General features: G+C 61.7%; 12 protein-coding genes, 2 tRNA genes and 2 rRNA genes (1 of these 16 cut by a window edge). 7 read left to right on the forward strand and 9 right to left on the reverse strand.

The genetic code is table 11. The annotated features are described in order from the left end of the window. The 4 genes from LMTR21_RS34260 to LMTR21_RS34275 all read right to left on the reverse strand — a co-directional run. Positions 1 to 700 (reverse strand): 23S ribosomal RNA (locus tag LMTR21_RS34260) (it extends 2,147 nt beyond the left edge of the window). 396 nt (positions 701 to 1,096) lie between these two features. Beyond that, positions 1,097 to 1,172, reverse strand: a tRNA-Ala gene (locus LMTR21_RS34265). 35 nt (positions 1,173 to 1,207) lie between these two features. Next, positions 1,208 to 1,284 (reverse strand) — tRNA-Ile (locus LMTR21_RS34270). 214 nt (positions 1,285 to 1,498) lie between these two features. Next, positions 1,499 to 2,987: ribosomal RNA gene (locus LMTR21_RS34275) — 16S ribosomal RNA — on the reverse strand. The 16S and 23S rRNA genes sit together here with 2 tRNA genes alongside, the layout of an rRNA operon. Positions 2,988 to 3,846: 859 nt before the next feature. Between LMTR21_RS34275 and LMTR21_RS34280 the strand changes: the two genes are divergently transcribed. From LMTR21_RS34280 to LMTR21_RS34295, 4 genes are all read left to right on the forward strand, one after another. After that, entirely contained in the window at positions 3,847 to 5,907 is a 2,061-nt protein-coding gene (locus LMTR21_RS34280) for a M23 family metallopeptidase (RefSeq protein ID WP_065751948.1), read from the forward strand. 157 nt (positions 5,908 to 6,064) lie between these two features. Beyond that, positions 6,065 to 7,690: an SMP-30/gluconolactonase/LRE family protein gene (locus LMTR21_RS34285; RefSeq protein WP_065751949.1), complete on the forward strand. Its 1,626-nt coding sequence runs from the start codon at positions 6,065 to 6,067 to the stop codon at positions 7,688 to 7,690. Between the two features lie 307 nt (positions 7,691 to 7,997). Then, the gene (locus tag LMTR21_RS34290) at positions 7,998 to 8,375 is read left to right on the forward strand and encodes an SPW repeat protein (RefSeq protein WP_065752256.1); all 378 of its coding nucleotides are present in this window, start codon (positions 7,998 to 8,000) and stop codon (positions 8,373 to 8,375) included. 77 nt (positions 8,376 to 8,452) lie between these two features. Then, positions 8,453 to 8,716 carry a hypothetical protein gene (locus tag LMTR21_RS34295; protein ID WP_065751950.1) on the forward strand — a complete coding sequence of 88 codons (264 nt, stop codon included), beginning with the start codon at positions 8,453 to 8,455 and terminating at the stop codon, positions 8,714 to 8,716. Positions 8,717 to 8,787: 71 nt separating this feature from the next. Here the strand turns inward: LMTR21_RS34295 and clpB are convergent, their stop codons facing one another. Continuing rightward, the gene (gene clpB / locus LMTR21_RS34300) at positions 8,788 to 11,427 is read right to left on the reverse strand and encodes an ATP-dependent chaperone ClpB (RefSeq protein ID WP_065751951.1); all 2,640 of its coding nucleotides are present in this window, start codon (positions 11,425 to 11,427) and stop codon (positions 8,788 to 8,790) included. A 221-nt stretch (positions 11,428 to 11,648) separates the two neighbouring features. Here clpB and LMTR21_RS34305 point away from each other — a divergent pair, with 221 nt between their 5' ends. Beyond that, a complete protein-coding gene (locus LMTR21_RS34305) occupies positions 11,649 to 12,434 on the forward strand; it encodes an MOSC domain-containing protein (RefSeq protein ID WP_065751952.1) in 786 nt (261 codons plus the stop codon). A gap of 795 nt (positions 12,435 to 13,229) precedes the next feature. Here the strand turns inward: LMTR21_RS34305 and fsrB are convergent. Both fsrB and LMTR21_RS34315 read right to left on the reverse strand, forming a co-directional pair. Further along, a complete protein-coding gene (gene fsrB / locus LMTR21_RS34310) occupies positions 13,230 to 14,519 on the reverse strand; it encodes a siderophore utilization protein FsrB (protein ID WP_065751953.1) in 1,290 nt (429 codons plus the stop codon). Positions 14,520 to 14,621: 102 nt separating this feature from the next. Next, positions 14,622 to 16,610: a TonB-dependent siderophore receptor gene (locus tag LMTR21_RS34315; protein WP_065752257.1), complete on the reverse strand. Its 1,989-nt coding sequence runs from the start codon at positions 16,608 to 16,610 to the stop codon at positions 14,622 to 14,624. 389 nt (positions 16,611 to 16,999) lie between these two features. Here LMTR21_RS34315 and LMTR21_RS34320 point away from each other — a divergent pair, with 389 nt between their 5' ends. After that, positions 17,000 to 17,524: a hypothetical protein gene (locus tag LMTR21_RS34320; RefSeq protein WP_141688211.1), complete on the forward strand. Its 525-nt coding sequence runs from the start codon at positions 17,000 to 17,002 to the stop codon at positions 17,522 to 17,524. 729 nt (positions 17,525 to 18,253) lie between these two features. On the opposite strand, the gene LMTR21_RS34330 is transcribed toward LMTR21_RS34320, so the two are convergent. Continuing rightward, positions 18,254 to 19,138 carry a TIGR02594 family protein gene (locus LMTR21_RS34330; RefSeq protein ID WP_065751955.1) on the reverse strand — a complete coding sequence of 295 codons (885 nt, stop codon included), beginning with the start codon at positions 19,136 to 19,138 and terminating at the stop codon, positions 18,254 to 18,256. A 260-nt stretch (positions 19,139 to 19,398) separates the two neighbouring features. On the opposite strand from LMTR21_RS34330, the gene LMTR21_RS34335 reads away from it, so the two are divergent. Then, positions 19,399 to 20,271, forward strand: coding sequence for an alpha/beta fold hydrolase (locus tag LMTR21_RS34335; RefSeq protein ID WP_065752258.1), 873 nt, complete (start codon positions 19,399 to 19,401; stop codon positions 20,269 to 20,271). A 94-nt stretch (positions 20,272 to 20,365) separates the two neighbouring features. Here LMTR21_RS34335 and metW read toward each other — a convergent pair whose 3' ends face one another. After that, positions 20,366 to 21,031 (reverse strand): methionine biosynthesis protein MetW, encoded by a 666-nt coding sequence (gene metW / locus LMTR21_RS34340; RefSeq protein WP_065751956.1) that lies wholly within the window; start codon positions 21,029 to 21,031, stop codon positions 20,366 to 20,368.

Here is a 21,031-nt window from a genome sequence, read left to right on the forward strand (position 1 = left end):
CCTATCGGCTTAAGCTTGCTCGTTAAATTAAGTCGCTGGCCCATAATACAAAAGGTACGACGTCACCCAGAACGTATCTTGGGCTCCGTCTGTTTGTAGGTGTCCGGTTTCAGGTCTATTTCACTCCCCTCGTCGGGGTGCTTTTCACCTTTCCCTCACGGTACTGGTTCACTATCGGTCGCTGAGGAGTACTTAGGCTTGGAGGGTGGTCCCCCCATGTTCAGACAGGATTACACGTGTCCCGCCTTACTCGTGGATACATCATCGCATTACCCGTACGGGGCTATCACCCTCTGAGGCCCTGCTTTCCTGACAGGTTCCGGTTGTCTTTGATGTATCACTGGCCTGGTCCGCGTTCGCTCGCCACTACTAACGGAGTCTCGATTGATGTCCTTTCCTCCAGGTACTTAGATGTTTCAGTTCCCTGGGTTCGCTTAAAACCTCCTATGAATTCAGAGATTTCATACCTTCACTTGATAACTGGAAATCCAAAACCTCGCGGCTTGGTTCTCAAACATTGCTGTCCGAACCCCAAGATCAAGAGATCTTGGAGTTCCAGCTATCGAAGGTGGGTTTCCCCATTCGGAAATCCGTGGATCAAAGCTTCTTCGCAGCTCCCCACGGCTTATCGCAGCGTAGCACGTCCTTCATCGCCTCTCAGCGCCAAGGCATCCACCGAACACCCTTAAGGCACTTGATTGCTCTCATTATCAATGTCCACACACTCGGCAGAATGTTGTCCGCACAATTGTCTTGAGATCGAAACCTCAAAACGCGCACCCTCGATGAATGCTATGTTGCGGCCGGACACTGATTAGAAAGACCAGCTTGCTTCGTAAGATCAACCCGATAGCGAGGCGGTCAAGCTTCGCTACAAAGATCATTTACAACCCGATCATCTTGCGATGAGCGAGCGCCGAAATGATCTGGAGATTAGGAATGAGATTCCGCAAATTGCTCTGCAGATCCCAAACTCGGATCGATCTCCTCTTTACGATGTCAGATATCACGCACGTCGCCGTCCATCCGGACTAGCGCGCGCGAAGTGATGTTTCGCGGACGAATATTCGAGGCACCCTCGATCTTCGATTTCATCTGGTGGAGCCAGACGGGATCGAACCGACGACCTCATGCTTGCAAAGCACGCGCTCTCCCAGCTGAGCTATGGCCCCGTACCAGAAGACGAATGCCTCGCACTCGATCAAGGTGGTGGGCCTGGGAAGACTTGAACTTCCGACCTCACGCTTATCAAGCGCGCGCTCTAACCAACTGAGCTACAAGCCCCTAACACAAGGGACTTTAAGCTCGCACGCAATCGGCTCGCGCCGATGCATCGCACAGCGCTTTAGCCCCTGGTGCGTGTTCGTCCGCGAAGAAAGAGAAACGTAGACGGCGAAATCCCGCCAATGCAGCTCAACAATCCTGACGATTGTTGGCCACTGATGTTTCTAAAACGATCCGATAGTCAGCGTGAGCTGAACTGAAGGATCATCCTTAGAAAGGAGGTGATCCAGCCGCAGGTTCCCCTACGGCTACCTTGTTACGACTTCACCCCAGTCGCTGACCCTACCGTGGCCGGCTGCCCCCTTTCGGTTAGCGCACCGTCTTCAGGTAAAACCAACTCCCATGGTGTGACGGGCGGTGTGTACAAGGCCCGGGAACGTATTCACCGTGGCGTGCTGATCCACGATTACTAGCGATTCCAACTTCATGGGCTCGAGTTGCAGAGCCCAATCCGAACTGAGACGGCTTTTTGAGATTTGCGAAGGGTCGCCCCTTAGCATCCCATTGTCACCGCCATTGTAGCACGTGTGTAGCCCAGCCCGTAAGGGCCATGAGGACTTGACGTCATCCCCACCTTCCTCGCGGCTTATCACCGGCAGTCTCCTTAGAGTGCTCAACTAAATGGTAGCAACTAAGGACGGGGGTTGCGCTCGTTGCGGGACTTAACCCAACATCTCACGACACGAGCTGACGACAGCCATGCAGCACCTGTCTCCGGTCCAGCCGAACTGAAGAACTCCGTCTCTGGAGTCCGCGACCGGGATGTCAAGGGCTGGTAAGGTTCTGCGCGTTGCGTCGAATTAAACCACATGCTCCACCGCTTGTGCGGGCCCCCGTCAATTCCTTTGAGTTTTAATCTTGCGACCGTACTCCCCAGGCGGAATGCTTAAAGCGTTAGCTGCGCCACTAGTGAGTAAACCCACTAACGGCTGGCATTCATCGTTTACGGCGTGGACTACCAGGGTATCTAATCCTGTTTGCTCCCCACGCTTTCGTGCCTCAGCGTCAGTATCGGGCCAGTGAGCCGCCTTCGCCACTGGTGTTCTTGCGAATATCTACGAATTTCACCTCTACACTCGCAGTTCCACTCACCTCTCCCGAACTCAAGATCTTCAGTATCAAAGGCAGTTCTGGAGTTGAGCTCCAGGATTTCACCCCTGACTTAAAGACCCGCCTACGCACCCTTTACGCCCAGTGATTCCGAGCAACGCTAGCCCCCTTCGTATTACCGCGGCTGCTGGCACGAAGTTAGCCGGGGCTTATTCTTGCGGTACCGTCATTATCTTCCCGCACAAAAGAGCTTTACAACCCTAGGGCCTTCATCACTCACGCGGCATGGCTGGATCAGGCTTGCGCCCATTGTCCAATATTCCCCACTGCTGCCTCCCGTAGGAGTTTGGGCCGTGTCTCAGTCCCAATGTGGCTGATCATCCTCTCAGACCAGCTACTGATCGTCGCCTTGGTGAGCCATTACCTCACCAACTAGCTAATCAGACGCGGGCCGATCTTTCGGCGATAAATCTTTCCCCGTAAGGGCTTATCCGGTATTAGCCCAAGTTTCCCTGGGTTGTTCCGAACCAAAAGGTACGTTCCCACGCGTTACTCACCCGTCTGCCGCTGACGTATTGCTACGCCCGCTCGACTTGCATGTGTTAAGCCTGCCGCCAGCGTTCGCTCTGAGCCAGGATCAAACTCTCAAGTTGGACTTGAAACCTTGAACCGGCTGATCACAACGTTTGACGAGGTCCCACCATTCTTCGCCGACCGAAGCCGACGAGCTGCCCACGATTCACATCGCTGGCAACGATGGTGTAACCTTTAAAACGTGTACCGCCGAAGTCTTTCGTCCACTCCCAGAACTCAAAAACCGAAGCTCCCAAGTATTCCGAGAGACGCAAGGACTCCGCCGTCCACGTTTCTCTTTCTTCATCTTCACTTGTCAAACAGCCCGGGATCCTTGGGACCCCACCCTTCCACTTCTGGAAGGTTCCCGCACACCCCATCCGACGACAAATAACAACCGACTGTTATCGGCTGTTGAGTCACTCATCGCAATGAGGAGCTTACGGGGCGCGAAAAGATGCGTTGGCCTCGGGGGCCAATGCATCGCCGCGCTCAGTGGCCGGGTTATAGGCCCGCCCGATCGGGGTTGTCAACGCCCCTCGTCAAGAAATTGTCGTATCGCTCGCAAGTTTTTTGGGACGCCAAGAAGTCCCTATGTTTCGGGCCTTTGGCCGCACTTGAGCCACAATCCTGCGACGTTCTGACTATAAGGTATGCAGTGAATCACCGGGTGCCAGTGGGGGCTGCCGGTCTTCATCTACCCGGGACAGGCGATCTCGAGGAACCCGTCGCCTTTCCCATGCGGCCAGGAAACTTCGAGAGATCTGCTGACCATTGACGTTCGAGACTGCGGCCGGTCTTCTTCTGGCTTCTGATTCCCGAATTTCCATGCGTGCGGCAACGCCATGCTCCGGAATCCCTCCCTTAAAAGGGCGGAAACGTAGGTCTGGATCGGGCGAGGTCTTGTCGGATGTCGATGGAATTTGGGGGGAGACAGGGTTGAGCCAGAAGGCGCCACGCGGGAGCGGCTATGGACGTGAGACCGGGATCATCGATCTCGGTCACGAGCCGCCACTTTCCGTCGATGGCTCCGAGGCTGCGGTGATCGATCGCCGCCGTGTCTCCGTACAATGGTTTAGCGGCACCATCCTGACCGGTCTGTGCGGCGCGGCCCTTATCGGCGGCGCCGTTTTTGCCTCGCTCGACGGCGAAATGACTTTTGCCAAGGTGCCGGAGCGCGTCGAGGGCGCGTTGCGCGGGGCGTTCGGCGCCAATGATCGCACCGCCACCCTGCACAAAAGCGACCGTCTGCCGCCGCCCGGCGAATCCACCGCCTCGCGTAACGTAATGCGGGTGTCGACCGTTACCCGTGTTGGAAACCGTGACGTGATGCGGGTGCGGCCCTTCGTCCGCATCTCCGGCAACCTGTCGATGACGACGAGCGATCTCAGCTCGAAGATCCCGCCCTACAATGCCCAGCGCCTGCTGACCGATGTCGGCACCCCGACGCAGGCGGCTGCCGAGGATCCGAACAATCCCGAAGCCGTCGAACCCGACGCCGAAGTTTCCTTCGTTACCAAGGACCTCGCCACCGTGCTGCCCAAGGCGAAACTCGCCGCCGTGGTCGCGCTCGATGAGGTCCTGATGCGGGTACGGGATGCCGCGAACTGGCGCGGCTCGGGCGGTGTCCGCTACACGGCCCTTACCGCCGACGCCAGTGGCGTGCAGTCCGATATCAAGCTCGCCTATGCCACCGAAGGCAACGTCTCCGATCCCTATGCTGGCTTTGAAACCCGCATCGTGCCGGAAAACGTCACCCTGCTGCCGAAGACCAAGGACCAGATCACCGGCGGCAATCCGTCCGGCGAACGCGTTCACGTCGTGAAAAAGGGCGACACCATCGCTTCGATCCTGCGCGACCTGGGCGCGACACCCGATGAAGCCAGGGCGGTTGCGCTGACCCTTGGCCCCCGCGGCCGCGACGGCGGCCTGAAGGAAGGTCAGAAGATCCGCATCCTGATGGCCCCCTCCGGCCTCGGACCCGCCGCCCGGCTGCAGCCCTATCGCGTGATCGTCGCCAACGAGACCACCGTCGAAGCCGTCGCCGCGCTGTCGGACGTCGGCAAATATGTCGCCGTCGACGTGCAGAGCATGAATACCGTCGCCGAAGCCGCTACCGGCAAGGACGACGATGACGATGATGAAGATGATGGCAGCGGCGTCCGGCTCTACCAGAGCATCTACGAGACCGCGCTGCGCAACAAGGTGCCGGCTGCCGTGATCGAGGACATGGTCCGCATCTATTCTTACGACGTCGACTTCCAGCGCAAGGTGCAGCCGGGCGATTCATTCGATGTGTTCTTCGCCGGCGACGACGAAGCCACACCCAGCACCGAAAAGACCGAGGTGCTGTTCGCCTCGCTGACCGTCGGCGGCGAGACCAAGAAATATTACCGCTTCCAGACCCCCGACGACTCCGTGGTCGACTTTTACGATGAGACCGGCAAGAGCGCGAAAAAGTTCCTGGTCCGCAAACCCGTCAACAACGCGATCATGCGTTCGGGCTTCGGCGGCCGCCGCCACCCGATCCTCGGCTTCACCAAGATGCACACCGGCGTGGACTGGGCGACGCCCTACGGCACGCCGATTTTCGCCTCCGGCAATGGCGTGGTCGAAAAGGTCGGCTGGGAAGGCGGTTACGGCAAATACGTTCGCCTGAAGCACAATAACGGCTACGAGACCGCCTACGGCCACATGTCGGCGTTCGCCAAGGGCATGGAGCCCGGCAAGCGCGTGCGCCAGGGTCAGGTGATTGGCTTCGTCGGATCGACGGGCATGTCGACCGGCGCCCATGTCCACTACGAAATCCTGGTCAACGGCCGCTTCGTCGACCCGATGCGCGTCAAGCTGCCGCGCGGCCGTTCGCTTGAAGGCTCAATGCTGGCGAATTTCGAAAAAGAGCGCGACCGGCTCGACATCCAGATGAACAATCGCGGCAGCTCGGCGCGGGTTTCGGAGGCCACCGGCACCACGCCGCAGACGCGCCAGGTCAGCCGCTGAGCTTTCGATAACATCCTGAAGATCCGATAAGGATTCTCACGACACGCTGCGTGTCGGATCTGTGGCAGCGGCCGCGCACGCAACCGACAGTTTTGTTTGCCAAACTGCGCGTCACGACAAATACTGCCTCCAACAAAAACAGTTGGGAGGTAGCGTCATGATGAGCAGGCTTGCACTCGCAGCAACCGCTGCGGCAATCGTTCTTGGAAACGCGGCGGGCGCATCGGCGCAGACCTATGAGGTCACCAAGCTGGTTCCGGGCTCGGCGTTTCATGGCGTGCACGGGCTCGGAGTCGACAAGTCCGGCCGACTGTTCGCCGGCAGCGTCGCCGGTGCCGCGCTCTACGAGGTCGATCGCAATAACGGCACAGCGAAGATTGCGGTCCCCTCCCCCGAAGGCATGTCCGACGATATTGCGTTCGCGCCCGACGGCACCATGGCCTGGACCGCCTTCCTCACCGGCGATCTCTATTCGCGCAAGGGCGACGGCCCGGTGAAGAAGCTCGCTTCGGGCCTGCCCGGCATCAACTCGCTGGCGTTCCGCAAGGACGGACGGCTGTACGCGACGCAGGTGTTTTTGGGCGATGCGCTCTATGAAATCGACGTCGAGGGCGTGAAACCGCCGCGCAAGATCATGGAGAAAATGGGCGGCCTCAACGGCTTCGAATTCGGTCCCGACGACAGACTGTACGGCCCGCTCTGGTTCAAGGGCCAGGTCGCGAGGGTCGACGTCGACAAGGGCGAACTTTCCGTGGTCGCCGACGGCTTCAAGATTCCGGCTGCCGTCAATTTCGATTCCAAGGGCAATCTCTGGGTGGTCGATACCGCGCTCGGCCAATTGATCCGGGTCGATCCGAAGTCCGGCGCGAAAAAGCTGGCCGCCCAGCTCAAGCCCTCGCTCGACAACCTCGTGATCGACGACAAGGATCGCATCTTCGTCTCCAACATGGCCGACAACGGCATCCAGGAAGTCGATCCGGAGACCGGCACTGCCAAGCAGGTCATTATCGGCAAGCTGGCGCTGCCCGGCGGCATCGGCGTCGTCTCCGATGGGGCCAAGGACACCATCTACGTCGCCGACGTGTTCGCCTATCGTACCGTTGATGGCGCGACCGGCGAAGTCTCAGAACCTGCGCGCATGCATGCCGACGGCGTGACGCTGGAATACCCGATGAGCGCCACCGCGAGGGGCGATGACGTGCTGCTGTCGAGCTGGTTCACCGGCACGGTGCAATTGATCGACCGCAAGACCGGCAAGACTAGGGAGATGCTGCACGGCTTCAAGGCGCCGCATGACGCGGTCAAGCTCGGCGACGGCTCTATTCTCGTCAACGAGCTCGGCAGCAAATCGCTGGTGCGGGCGAGCGGCGAGCACGGCAAGGACCGCAACGTGGTGATCGGCAACCTCGAAGGGCCGGTGGGGCTCGCCGCCGGATCGGGCGGCGCGGTCTATCTAACCGAAGCTTTTGCCGGACAGGTCTCGAAGGTGGAAGCCAATGGCGAGAAGTCGGTGATCGCCAAGGATCTGAAGATGCCGGAGGGCATTGCAGTCGCCCCCGACGGCAAACTGATCGTCGCAGAGGTCGGTGCGAAGCGCATCGTTCAGATCGATCCAGCCAGCGGGGCCGCCACCGAAATCGCCGCCAATCTCCCAATCGGATTGCCGGCCGCGCCGGGCGGCTTGCCGAGCAACATCCCGACCGGCGTCGGCGTTGGGGCAACGGGGGTGATCTACTTCTCGTCGGATCTGGAAAACGCGATCTACAAGGTCACAAGGAAGTAGCGCGAAGACCGGGCAGCCTGTAATCGGCTCCCCTTCGCCGGCCAGGGTTGCCGCCTATGGAGCCGCGCTTGAGGCGCGGAACACCGATCGCCGTGAGCCCGAACGGTAACGGAGACCGGGCGGCAACCGGCGTTCATTGCGGTGCATGCCACGCCGTTTGGCGCCCCAAACGGCGAAGTTCCCAAGCCAAGGGGCAACTGCCTTCCGATCGCAGGTTTCATTAATTGTCAGGGGGTTGCGCCCCTGTGGAACCCGGGCTGGCTTTCTCCAGTTAACTTGCAACAGCAGCCTCTCAATGGAGGATGTCATGGACAACTGGACGAACGCCAAAGAGAATTGGACGAACGCCAAATTGTGCGACGTCGCGAACCTCATCCTCGGCGCGGTTTTATTCGTATCGCCCTGGATGTTCGGCTTCGACGCCGGAAAGGTCTCTCAGAACGCCATGGTCGCCGGTCTCGTGATCGCGATCCTCGCGATCGCAGCGCTGGCGGCATTCGCAGTCTGGGAGGAATGGCTTAACCTAATCGTCGGCCTGTGGGCGCTGGTTTCGCCCTGGGTCCTGGGCTTCCAGGGAACCGCGTTGACGGTGCACGTGCTGATCGGCGCTGCCGTGGCCGTGCTTGCCGCCGTCGAACTCTGGCTCATGTCCCAGAACCCGCCTCGTCTGACGACGGGCCTTTGACCGGCCTTGCACATCTTGCCGCTCGCCGCTTCTAGCGGCGGGCGGCTATCAGCGTGACTTGAAGGGGATCAACAGCCATGAGCCGCATTACCCGGGATGACGTCACCAAGGCAGTCAGTGGGGCCGACGAGGTCACGATCGCCCAGATCATCGGAACTGGCGCCACGGTGGATGAGCTGGCGGAGGCTCAAGCCTGGATAGCCAATGACGAGCCGATGATGAATTCGGGCAGGCCGCTGGCGACCGGTCGGGTCCGCGAGCTCGTGGACATCCTAACGGAGCTCGAGCCCGAGGACGATGATCCCGGTGAGCCGGGGCCCGCGGTTAGTCCATCGGACTGAAGCGGTCACTGCCACTCAGCTAAAGCCCCGAACATGGCGCATGCTCGGGGCTTTCGCGTTCGTCCAGCACCCTAGTTCAGCTTGCGCTTCGGCACCGGTGTCTCGAACTGCGCGATCTCGGCGGTCTGGGCTGCCTTGCCGTTGAAGGTCAGCACATTGCCTTCGCTCGAGATCACGACGCGGTCGCCGTCGGCGACATCGCCTGAGAGGATCATCTCGGCCAGCGGGTCTTGCAGGCTGCGCTGAATCACCCGTTTCAGCGGGCGAGCGCCGTAGGCAGGATCCCAACCCTTGGCCGCGAGCCAATCGCGCGCCGCCGCATCGAGCGTCAGCGTGATCTTGCGATCTTCCAGCAGCCTCTCCAGGCGAGCGAACTGGATCTCGACGATCCGGCCCATCTCGCTCTTCTGCAAACGATGGAACAGGATGATCTCGTCGACGCGGTTGAGGAATTCGGGCCGGAAGTGCATCCGCACCATCCCCATCACCTGCTCGCGCACCGCCGCGGTGTCCTCGCCCTCCGGCTGGTTCACCAAAAATTCCGAACCGAGGTTCGAGGTCATGATGATCAGCGTGTTGCGGAAGTCGACGGTGCGGCCCTGGCCGTCGGTCAGACGGCCGTCGTCGAGCACCTGCAGCAGCACGTTGAAGACGTCCGGATGCGCCTTCTCGATCTCGTCGAACAGCACCACCTGATAGGGCCGCCGACGCACCGCTTCGGTGAGCGCCCCGCCCTCGTCATAGCCGACATAGCCGGGAGGTGCGCCGATCAGCCGCGACACCGAGTGCTTTTCCATGAACTCGGACATGTCGAGGCGGACCATCGCGGTCTCGTCGTTGAACAGGTACTCCGCCAGCGCTTTCGTCAGCTCGGTCTTGCCGACGCCGGTGGGCCCCAAGAACATGAACGAGCCCATCGGACGGTTCGGGTCCTGTAGCCCTGCACGCGAACGGCGCACGGCGGTTGCGACCGCACGCACGGCTTCGGCCTGGCCGACGACGCGCTTGCCGAGCGCATTCTCCATCTTCAGCAGCTTGTCCTTTTCGCCTTCCAGCATCTTGTCGACGGGAACGCCGGTCCAGCGCGACACCACCTGCGCGATGTGGTTGGCGGTCACCGCCTCCTCCATCATCTCGCCGGCGTCTTCGTTGGCCTCGATGGTTTCGAGCCGCTTCTCCAGCTCCGGAATCTTGCCATAGGCAAGCTCGCCCGCGCGCTGGAATTCGCCGCGGCGCTGCGCGTTGGCGAGTTCAATGCGCAAGGCATCGAGCTCACTCTTGATCTTCTGCGCGTCGGATAGCTTGTTCTTCTCCGCGCTCCAGCGCGACGTCAGCGCCGCCGATTTTTCCTCCAGGTCCGCCAGTTCCTTTTCCAGCGACTGCAGGCGGCTCTTGGAGCCGATATCGGTTTCCTTCTTCAGCGCCTCCTGTTCGATCTTCAGCCGGATGATTTCCCGGTCCATCAAATCGAGCTCTTCCGGCTTGGAATCGACCTGCATCTTCAGCCGCGCCGCCGCCTCATCCATCAGGTCGATGGCCTTGTCAGGCAGGAAACGGTCGGTGATGTAACGGTTCGACAGCGTGGTCGCCGCGACCAGCGCGGAATCCGTGATGCGGACGCCGTGGTGCTGTTCGTACTTGTCCTTCAGGCCGCGCAGGATCGAGATGGTATCCTCGACCGTCGGCTCGGAGACGAACACCGGCTGGAAGCGCCGCGCCAGCGCCGCGTCCTTTTCGACATGCTTGCGGTATTCGTCGAGCGTGGTGGCGCCGATGCAGTGCAACTCGCCGCGCGCCAGCGCAGGCTTCAAGAGATTGGACGCGTCCATCGCGCCATCCGCCTTGCCGGCGCCGACCAGCGTGTGCATCTCGTCGATGAACAGGATGATCGAGCCTTCGGCCGCGGTCACTTCCTGCAGCACGGCCTTCAGCCGCTCCTCGAACTCGCCGCGATACTTGGCGCCCGCGATCAGCGCACCCATGTCGAGCGACAGCAGCTTCTTGTCCTGCAGGCTCTCGGGCACGTCGCCATTGAGGATGCGCAGCGCCAGGCCTTCGACGATCGCGGTCTTGCCGACGCCGGGCTCGCCGATCAGCACGGGATTGTTCTTGGTACGGCGGGACAGCACCTGGATGGTGCGGCGGATTTCCTCGTCACGCCCGATTACCGGATCGAGCTTGCCGTCGCGCGCGGCCTGCGTGAGGTCGCGGGCATATTTCTTCAGCGCGTCATAGGCATTCTCCGCCGTGGCGCTATCTGCGCTGCGGCCCTTGCGCAGCGCTTCGATCGCCGCATTGAGGCTTTGCGGCGTGACGCCGCCCTTGTTCAGGATGTTACCGGCCTCACCGTTCTTCTCGAGCGTCAGGCCCAACAGCAACCGCTCGACGGTGACAAAGCTGTCGCCGGCCTTCTCGGCGGCCTTTTCCGCCGCATCGAAGGCGCGCGCCATATCGGGGGCAAGATAGATCTGCCCGGCGCCGCTGCCCGAAACCTTCGGCAGCTTCTTCAGCGCGTCCTCGGTCGCCTTGAGGATGGCGCGCGAATTGCCGCCGGCGCGGTCGATCAGACCTGCGGCCAGCCCCTCGCTATCGTCCAGCAGAACTTTGAGGACGTGCAGCGACGAGAACTGCTGGTGTCCGTCGCGCATGGCGAGCGACTGCGCAGACTGAACAAAGCCGCGCGCCCGCTCGGTGTATTTTTCAATATTCATATCGTTTTGCTTCCCTCGGCATGCCGCTCCCACCCCTGAGGCATGATTGCGGCATCTTCATTGGGTATCCGCCAACCGCGTTGACATTCCTCAACCGGCCGCGGGTCGTCGCCCGCTTTTCAGGCTTGACGCAAATGTGGGCATGGCCGGGCGAAACGGAAGGGCCGCGGCTATAAATTCGGAGTTGTGGCGCGAGCCGGAGGAATCTCTTAATAAGCCGCATGGACGCCACCTCCCCTGCCCGGATCACCGGGATTTACCGTTACCCCATCAAGGGCCTGACCCCGGAGCAGCTTGGCCGCGCCGAACTGAAGCCCGGACAGACGCTTTTGGCCGATCGCCGCTACGCCATCGAGAACGGCCCGTCCGGGTTCGATCCGGCGGAACCCAAATGGATGCCGAAGCTGCACTTCCTGATGCTGATGCGGGATGAATGGCTCGCCGGCCTGCGCACCCATTTCGACGATGAGAGTCAGGTCCTCTCGCTTCGCCAAAATGGCGAGATCGCAGCCCAGGGCAACCTGGCGACGGCCGAGGGCCGGCAGGCAATCGAGAATTTTTTCGCCACCGCCTTTGCCGGCCAGATCAAAGGGCCGCCGAAGGTGCTGGAGAGCCCCGGCCACAGTTTTTCGGACGTCGCCCGCAAGGTGGTCTCCATCATCAACCTCGCCAGCGTCCGCGCCATCGAGGATATCGTCGGCGCGCCAGTCCATCCGCTTCGTTTCCGCGGCAATCTCTATGTCGAGGGCTGGCCGGCCTGGCACGAATTCGATCTGCTTGACCGCACGCTTGCGGTCGGCGACGTCAGGCTCAAGGTGGTGAAGCGCATCGTCCGCTGCGCCGCCATCAATGTCGATCCCGATACCGGCCAGCGCGACCTCGCCATTCCGCCGGCGTTGCAGCGCCGGCTCGGCCATGCCGATTGCGGGATCTATGCCGAGGTCATCACCGGCGGCACGATCAGCGCAGGCGATGCGATCGCGGCGGAACAGGCGGCGTTGTTGTGAGGTTTCTGCCATCAATGCCGTTGTTGCGAGCGCTGAAACAGCACAACGACCGTCATACCCCGCGCATACGGGGTATCCAGTACGCCGCGGCCTAACGGTCCTATCCTCGCTGTCTCTGGTATACTGGGTCACCCGCCTGCGCGGGTGACGACAATTGAGTATGTGTCAGCGTTCTCGCGACGCACCGCGCCCGAGGCTTGCTTGAACCTTGTCCCCCGAAAGAGGGAGCAGGGAATGCCGGGTGCTCGCCGCACCCGCGGTCTCGTGTGCAATGGGTGTAGGAAATGCGCACACGAGCATACAGGTACAGCCGAAGCAGTCCGGCATTCCCTGCGCAATGGGTTGACGGCTTATGCCGTGGTCTCCCCGGAGCCGAATTCCTCTGGCCTCCGTCACTGCCGGCTTGATGGCGCATCGATCCGGTTGGATCGGAGACGCCACCGGCAGCTTGGCACCAGCCACGGGTGTCAGGACCACACGGTTTTGCCGTACGCAAATGGCGTCGTCATCTTGCGCGCCATCAGCCGCTCACGAGTTTTGACCTCGCCCTGCAGCCACCTTGCGCGCCGACGCCCTCGCGTCCACCGCATCCCGCCTCGCGTTCGTGACGACCGCGATACGCCCCTCGTGTCGAGGCGGGACGCGCGGAAATTGCCGCTGATTTGGGGTGAAAGAGAAGCGGATTATTTTTGCGCGGATGACTGGACGACCCAAATCAGTTTGAATCTGCTCCAAAATTTAGATTTTACCCGCAACGGGTTCTTGGTCTGCAGGGATCCGAAAAGTTCGATGGAACTATTCCGCAGGCGCGAGGCGTCCGCTCGCGCCGGTTGCGGTGGTTTCGCGCACGTGGATGCGGGCGCGGCGCTTGCGCCACCAGATCACGACGCCGGTCACCGATAGCACCGCAACCACCAGTCCCATGATCGAGATCAGGATGCGGCCGGGTAGCCCGACGATCCGGCCGGAATGCAGCGGGAACTGTGCCTGCACGAAGATATCGGCGGCGGTGCCGACCCACGGCAGTCGCTGGCCGATCGGGCGTCCGTCCTCGCTGTCGTAATAGAGCTGCGCCGGACCGACGCCACCGGCGCCGTGATCGTCGCCGGGATGGAAGAACGCCGCGGCATAGACGCCATGGGCCGGGCCGTAATTGATCGAACCGACAGGCGTGGTCCAGCCGCGGCTCTTGCCGTCGGCCGCCGCACGCGCGGCGATATCGGCAAACGTGACCTTGGGCTCGATCGGATCGTCGAGATGCCGGTACGGACGCTGCTCATAGGGCGTCGGGGTGTAGTTCGACACCGTCTTCATCAAGGGCGAGAACACTTCGAAATACAGATTGAGCGAAAACGCCGTGAAGGCGATCACGAATAGCAGCGCCCAGGTCCACAGGCTGAAAGCGCGGTGGATGTCGAAATTGATTCGGTAGGCGCTGCCCGAGGTCTTGATCTTCCACGCCGGCGCCCAGCGCGCCCAGAAACCGCGGCCGAGCTGGCGCTCGACGGCCGGCGCCCGCTCCGCTTTGGCGCGGCGGCGGGACGGCAGGGTCAGATAGAAGCCGACGAAGCAGTCGATGGTCCAGATAATCGCGATGACGCCGAGCACGCGCATGCCCCAGCGATCGTTGCCCCAGAACTCCGGAATATGCATGGTGTAATGCAGCTTGTAGAGAAACGAGACGAAGTTGGCGCGCGTCACCGGCCACACCGCGCCCCAGTAGCGTCGCCCGAGTTCTGCGCCGGTGTTGGGATCGAGGAAGATCTGATTGTAGTCCAGCGTGAACCGCTTGCCGGTCGCCGGATCGATCCGCGGCAGCACGAAGAACCACAGCGAATGGTCCTTCTCCGGCGTCATGAACATGTGGACGACGCGCGCACGCGGATCGCGCTGCTCGATCAGCTTGACGAGATCGACGGAGGGAATCGACGGACCGCTGCTCGTCACGTCGAACAGATCCTGATTCAGCGCATCGTCGATCGCATGATCCCACGAGATGATCGCGCCGGTGATGCCCGAAAAGAACAGAAAGCCGGCGGTGAGAAGTCCGGCCCAGCGATGCAGTCGCCCGAAGATCGATCTCATGGCCTTCGCCCGTGCGGTTGGGGTTGCCTCAGTCATCAAACGTCGTCACCGCCGGTCGGCAGACCGGCGGTGACGTATCCGTCGCAATGTTTCGTCTCCGCCCTACCATCGATAGGCCACTTTGGCGATCGCCTTGCGCCCTTCTGCGTAGAAGCATCCCGACAGGCTGTAGCAGGCGGCGACATAGCGCGTGTCGGCAAGATTGGTGACGTTCAGCGACAGGCGCCAATTGTCCTTGTTGTAGGCCAGCAGTGCATCCAGCACGGTGGATGCTCCGACCTTGAAGGTGTTGGCGTCGTCGCCCCACGTCGCGCCGACGTGGCGGATGCCGCCGCCGAACTGGACCCCGGCGAGCGGCCCGCTCTGCAGCGTGTAGTCGCTCCACAGAGAGGTGCGGTTGAGCGGCACCGTGGGGGGCGTCTTGCCGATATTTACCGGATCCTGCGTGATCACGGCGTCGACATAGGCATAGGCGGCGCGCAGGTTCCAGCCGTCGGCGAGCGACATCGTGCCTTCGAGCTCGATGCCGCGCGACTTCACCTGGCCGGTCTGTTCAGCGATATAGAGCGGTGGCGGGTATGTCACGACGTTGGAGCGTGTGAGGTCGAACGCCGCGATCGTGAACAGGGCGTTCAGCCCGACCGGTTGGTACTTTACGCCGACCTCATACTGCGTTCCGGTCTCGGGGTTGAGCAACTGGCCCGCCACGTTGGTCGCCAGCACCGGCAGGAAGGATTCGGAATAGCTGACATATGGCGCGATTCCATTGTCGAAATTGTACATGACGGCTGCGCGGCCGGTGAATGCCGAGGCGTCAGTCGTGGCCGAGGTGTTGAAGAGACCGCTGTCGACCTTCGTGGTGACGAAATCCTGGCGGCCGCCGAGTTGGAACGAGAGCCGGCCGAGCTTGATCTGGTCCTGCGCGTAGAGCCCGACCTGCGATTGCTTGATGCCGGTGTTGTCGCTCATGGCCCCAATGGTCCAGTCGTAGCTGTAGACCGGGGCGAACACGTTGATCTCGGGGGCCGAGGTCGTCACGCCATAGGCGGTGTCGCGAAATGAGGTGTTGCGGTAGTCTATACCGACCAGCGTGGTGTGGCTGAGGACGCCGGTGGTGAACTTGCCCTGCAGTTGATTGTCCACCGCCAAGGAATTGATGTACGAATTGCTCGTGCTGCCGTAGCGCGCAAGCAGACCCGCAGCCTCGTTGGTGTAGCCGCCGCCATAGAACACTTTTTCTTCGTTGTGCTGATAGGCGTAGCGCAGATTCTGCCGGAAAGTGATGGCGTCGTTGAAGTTGTGCGAGAGCTGGTAGCCGGCGGTCGCAATCTCGGTGTTGAACGCGTCGAAACCGGGCACGCCCGCGAAGAACGAGACCGGGATGGTGCGACCATTATTGGGCCACACCGTGCCCGAAGCCGGCAGGAACTGCAGTCCCCACCCTGCCCTGTCCCTCTGATAGTTGGCCAGGAAGGTGATGGTCGTGTCCTCGTTCGGCTTGAAGGTGACGGCGGGCGCGATGAAGACGCGGTTATCCTTGGTGAAGTCGACCTGAGTTTCGCCATCGCGAACGACACCGGTCAACCGCCACAGCACGGTGCCTTCCTTGTTGGCGGGACCGCCCATGTCGAACTGGCCCTGATAGCGGTTGAAGCTGCCGCCCGAGACCGAGACTTCGCCGAACTGTTGCGCGGTCGGCAGCTTGGTAACGTAATTGAGGATGCCGCCGGTGCCGCTGCCGCCGTACATCGCCGACGACGGCCCCTTGAGGACCTCCAGGCGCTCGGCACCATATGGATCGAGACCATTGAAATGCACGTAGTTGCTGGACGGCACCCGCAGACCATCGATGTAGAGTCCCGGCATGGTCATGTCGAAGCCGCGGATCTGCAGGCCACCGAAGCGCGTATCTGAACCGCCGTTGACATCGCCGCTGACGCCGGCGGTGTAGCGCAACGCCTCACCGATCGACGCCGCGCCCTGATTTCTGACCTGATCGGTGGTGACGACGGAAATCGACTGCGGCGTCTCGATGATCGGCGTGTCGGTCTTGGTCGCGGTGCCGCTGCGGGTCGCGACGAAGCCCCGCACCGGACCATTGGCGCGTTCGCCGGCACCAGGGCCTGATGCGGCCGCAGCGGGCGCCGCTTGCGGCGCGCGGGCTGCGCGAGCGGTACGCGCGCCGCGCGTGGTCGAAGCGCGGCGGGATGGCTGGGTCGCGGCCTGACGAGCGCGCTGCTGCGGCGCGTCCACGGTGACCGGTGGCAGTGAAGACTGCGCCAGTGCGGTTCCAGTCGGTAAGTAAAGAGCGAGACCGCTGACTGCCCCGAGGCAGATCGTTCGCAAGAGTTGAAGTCGAGTGGTGGAAAGCGAATCGAATCCTGTTGGTGTCACCCTGTAATTACCCCGAAGTCTGCCGGCTTGGCCGGTACGATTTTTTGGTGCCTCGCTCTAACGCAGGCATCTTCGGAGTTCGATGGGTGGCTGCTAGAATTGCTCCAGATTGCGCAGCCGTCAGAAATATTTGGAAACAATTCCATCGCAGCGGATGGTGTTGCGGACAGCAACGCGCGTGCGGCGATCAAGTGATGGCATCTTCATGCCAGGCACGGCGCAAGGCCGGACATTTCATCGCAGGATCAGCTTGCAAGCGCGACAAGGCCCGTACAAACCACAATCAAGCTCACGATGATAACGGCAAGAAAACTGGACGAAGCAAAATCTTCGCGCATGACGGCACCTATGACTCAATCAAAAAATCTCCGGTGGGCCAGAACTTCGACGCCCAAAGTTTCGAACACACGGCGTTGCCTCAAATAGCCACCCATGGTTTTGGGCTTAAGGCCATTAAACCATCGGTTCGTTTCAGCATGTCTTCGTCGACCTCCGAAAACGACTTCATCGGCGCGGTTCCATCGTTGCGCGCCACGTTGCGCATGAAGCATCCTCACGAAACCGAGAGGCCAGCGCGCAAGGACCCGCCTCGACCATCCTCGCTGAAATGAGACAAAAGCTTCCGTGATGTGGCGCACTTCACACGCAGCGACCACGGCTCGGATTACAAATTTGCGATCGGAAGGCGGAGAAGACGCCATACGGCTCCACCGGATGGCGCCCGGCAATCGTGCGCTATCCGAGGGCACCGTCTTCCGCGCGCATGAGCCACAGGCATGAGCCAACGGGTCGCGCGAATGCGCGCCCCTCTCGACATGGTCCCCCACGTTTGCTGCGTCGTGTCACATTTGCGCGAAAGCTGTCGTTTCCGAATTCTTGGAGTAAGGTCCGCTTCTTCAGCCCTCAGACGAGCGGAATGTCTGTTCGAAGGATTGAGCTCATGCGCAAAACACCTGGATCGTTACTCCTGGCTATCGCTGCTGTCCTTTTCAGCCCGCAGGTGCGGGCGCAGCAGGCTGCGGCCGAAACGCCGCAGTCAATGCTGTCGGCCCAGATTCGTACGCAGGGGTTCACCTGCGACAAAGCGCTCGGCGCCACGAGGGACAGAAAGCGCTCACAGCCGGACCGTGCCGTCTGGGTCCTCAAATGCAGCAACGCGACATACCGCGTCACACGCGCCCCCGACATGGCGGCGAAGGTCGAACCGCTCCCATGAGCGAATGACCTTCGCTTAAAGCCGTAGGGTGGGCAGAGCGAAGCGTGCCCACCACCACGATCCCGGGCGTAAATGGTGGGCACGCTTCCGCTTTGCCCACCCTACGAGTCCTTGATGCTGTCGATCAGCTCGTCGGCATGACGTAGGCGTAGATCCGGCCGCGCGAGACCGGGGCTTCGCGGACGCGGTTGCCGTTGTTGCCGGAGATCATGATCGGATTGCCCTTGGCGTCGACGCCGGTGATGATGCCGACATGACCGCCGCGGCGGCCGCGCGTCATCACGGCAATGGCGCCGACCTGCGGGCCGGAAACGCGCTGGCCGTATTTCGCGAACGAGCTCGCCATGTCGGAGCCGGTGCCGCGATAGCCGGAGTGCTGCAGCACCATGTTCATGAAGCGCGCGCACCACAGGCTGCCGCGCCCGGTCGGGTTGCCGCCGAGATATTTTCGCGCCTCAGTGACGACGTTCGACGAGGTGTAGCCCGAGGCCATCGCGCCGCCGGTCGGCGTCACCGTTGCATTCGAGGCAACGCCTGCATCGGCTGCGACGTTTGCGTTCGCGGCGACGCTCGCGTTGGCATCGGCAAGACCGCGCGCATTCATGTGCGCGACGGCGCGATCCCAGCGCGAGGTGCGCTCGACATGCCGCAGCCGGGCGCCACGGCGGCCGGTGCGGAGGTTGCGCGCTTCCGCGTCAGCGTTGGCGTAGCCGAAGCCGCCGGGCGCGACCATCTGCGGGGTGCTTGCCGTGTAGCTCGGGTTGAAATCCGAAAAGCCGCCGGCCTGCGTCTGCGCGACTTCGCGCTCAAAGCGCGACATCCTGAGAGCATGGCGATGGTGGCGATAGGCGTGATGATGCTTGGCGTGGTGGCCGGCGTGATAGGCCCGGGCGTGCCGCCCTGCGCCAGGTTTTGCCGAAGCCGGAGTGACAAATACGACGATAGAAGCCGAACACAATGCCAGCGCGATGAAACGAAGCGACCGGCGAAACGCAAACAACTGACGCATACTTAGTCCTCTGTACCAACCCCCACTTCCCCTTTGCGTTCGTCTACGAACGAACGCGGGCGGCGTTTTGCGTTGCGGGATGTGGCGAGAGGAAGACTTCATGTGACCGTGGGATAACGATTCCGGGGTAATTCCGCGCCGATTCGATGGCGAAAATGGAACGACTCCGCCGCATTGCAGCCCCGAAAATTAATTGCAATTTTGTGCGCACATCGCGCAAGGAAGTGTCGCAAAATCAAGAAAATCGAGAGGAATCCGAAATGCCCTATGCCGTCACCAAGGATAGCGTTCGTCTGCACTATGAAGAGGCGGGAAGCGGGACGCCGATCATCTTCCTGCACGAGTTCGCGGCCGACCACACCAACTGGGAGCCGCAGATGCGCTACTTCTCGCGCGGCCACCGCTGCATCGCCTATTCGGCGCGCGGCTATACGCCCTCCGACGTGCCGCCATCGGCCGATGTCTACACCTACGAGCATTTCTACACCGATGCGCTGGCCGTGCTCGACCATCTCGACATCGCAAGAGCGCATTTCGTCGGCCTGTCCATGGGCTCCTATTCCTCGCTGCAGGTCGGCCTTCATGCGCCCGAGCGGGCGCTATCAATGACGCTAGCCGCCGTGGGCGCCGGCTCGGGTTTGGAAAACCTCGACGCCTTCCGCGCACAATGCATCGCCAATGCCGAGCAGTATGAGATGATCGGTTCGGCTGAAGTCGCCAAGGAGACGCGGGAGGCGCCGAGCCGGATTCCGTTCTTGCTGAAGGATCCGCGCGGCCACGCCGATCTCTACGCTGCGCTGGCGCGGCACGACGCCAGGGGCTCGGCCAACACCATGCGCAGCTTTCAAGGCAAGCGGCCGTCGATCTACACCATGACGGATGCGATCCGGCGCGTGCCGACGCCGGCGCTCATTCTCTGCGGCGACGAGGACGACAATTGCATCGGGCCGAGCCTGTTTTTGAAACAGCATCTGCCGGCGGCGGGGCTTTCGTTCTTCCCGAAGTCAGGCCACGTGCTCAATCTCGAGGAGCCGGCGCTGTTCAACGAGATGGTGGAGCGGTTCATCGCGCTGGTGGAGGGCGGCCGATGGCCGGTGCGGGATGCGAGGTCACTGGTAGCGGTTCACGTTTGACGGCGTCATTCCGGGATGGTCCGAAGGACCAGACCCGGAATCTCGAGATTCCGGGCTCGCGTCTTCGACGCGCCCCGGAATGACGCTGAAAGCGTCACTTCCCCGTCCCCCTGCTCAGCAGAAACACACCCTGCTCGCCGAACATGTTCCAGACCCACCAAGGCAGGTTCAGCGGCACCGGGCGGCCGTAGAGATCGAGGGCGACGGCGCGCTCCATCTTGACGTTGATCTCGTCGCAGAGCTGGACGAAATCCTTGATGGTGCAGAAATGGATGTTCGGCGTGTCGTACCAGGTGGCGGGCAGATGTTCGGTGCGCGGCATGTGGCCGCCGACGAGCAGTTGCAGCCGCATCTTCCAGAAGCCGAAATTCGGGAACGACACGATCGCTCGCCGGCCGATTCGCAGCAGATTCTCCAGCACGACCTTCGGCTGCCGCGTCGCCTGCAGTGTCTGCGACAGGATCACGTAGTCGAAAGCATCATCGGGATAGTTGACGAGATCGGTATCGGCGTCGCCCTGCACCACGGCCAGCCCCCTGGCGACGCAGCGGTTGACGCCCTCGCGCGACAGCTCGATGCCGCGGCCGTCGATGCCGCGGCTCTCCAGCAGTTGCAAGAGTTCGCCGTCGCCGCAGCCGACGTCGAGCACTTTTGAGCCGGCCGCAATCATTTCGGCAACGAGCAGATGATCGGTGCGATATTTTCCGGTGCGATCGGGCGCGACGCCGCCGAGCGGCAGGCTCTGTTCCTGAAGGGCCAT

Origin of the sequence: Bradyrhizobium paxllaeri, assembly GCF_001693515.2 — a bacterium.
Classification (GTDB): domain Bacteria; phylum Pseudomonadota; class Alphaproteobacteria; order Rhizobiales; family Xanthobacteraceae; genus Bradyrhizobium; species Bradyrhizobium paxllaeri.

Excerpts from the sequence above, each read along its gene's own strand:
- LMTR21_RS34335 (WP_065752258.1), top strand. The coding sequence starts at position 19,399 with ATGCCCTATGCCGTCACCAAGGATAGCGTTCGTCTGCACTATGAAGAG.
- fsrB (WP_065751953.1), bottom strand. The coding sequence starts at position 14,519 with ATGAGATCGATCTTCGGGCGACTGCATCGCTGGGCCGGACTTCTCACC.
- LMTR21_RS34305 (WP_065751952.1), top strand. The coding sequence starts at position 11,649 with ATGGACGCCACCTCCCCTGCCCGGATCACCGGGATTTACCGTTACCCC.
- LMTR21_RS34290 (WP_065752256.1), top strand. The coding sequence starts at position 7,998 with ATGGACAACTGGACGAACGCCAAAGAGAATTGGACGAACGCCAAATTG.
- clpB (WP_065751951.1), bottom strand. The coding sequence starts at position 11,427 with ATGAATATTGAAAAATACACCGAGCGGGCGCGCGGCTTTGTTCAGTCT.
- LMTR21_RS34330 (WP_065751955.1), bottom strand. The coding sequence starts at position 19,138 with ATGCGTCAGTTGTTTGCGTTTCGCCGGTCGCTTCGTTTCATCGCGCTG.
- LMTR21_RS34295 (WP_065751950.1), top strand. The coding sequence starts at position 8,453 with ATGAGCCGCATTACCCGGGATGACGTCACCAAGGCAGTCAGTGGGGCC.
- metW (WP_065751956.1), bottom strand. The coding sequence starts at position 21,031 with ATGGCCCTTCAGGAACAGAGCCTGCCGCTCGGCGGCGTCGCGCCCGAT.
- LMTR21_RS34285 (WP_065751949.1), top strand. The coding sequence starts at position 6,065 with ATGATGAGCAGGCTTGCACTCGCAGCAACCGCTGCGGCAATCGTTCTT.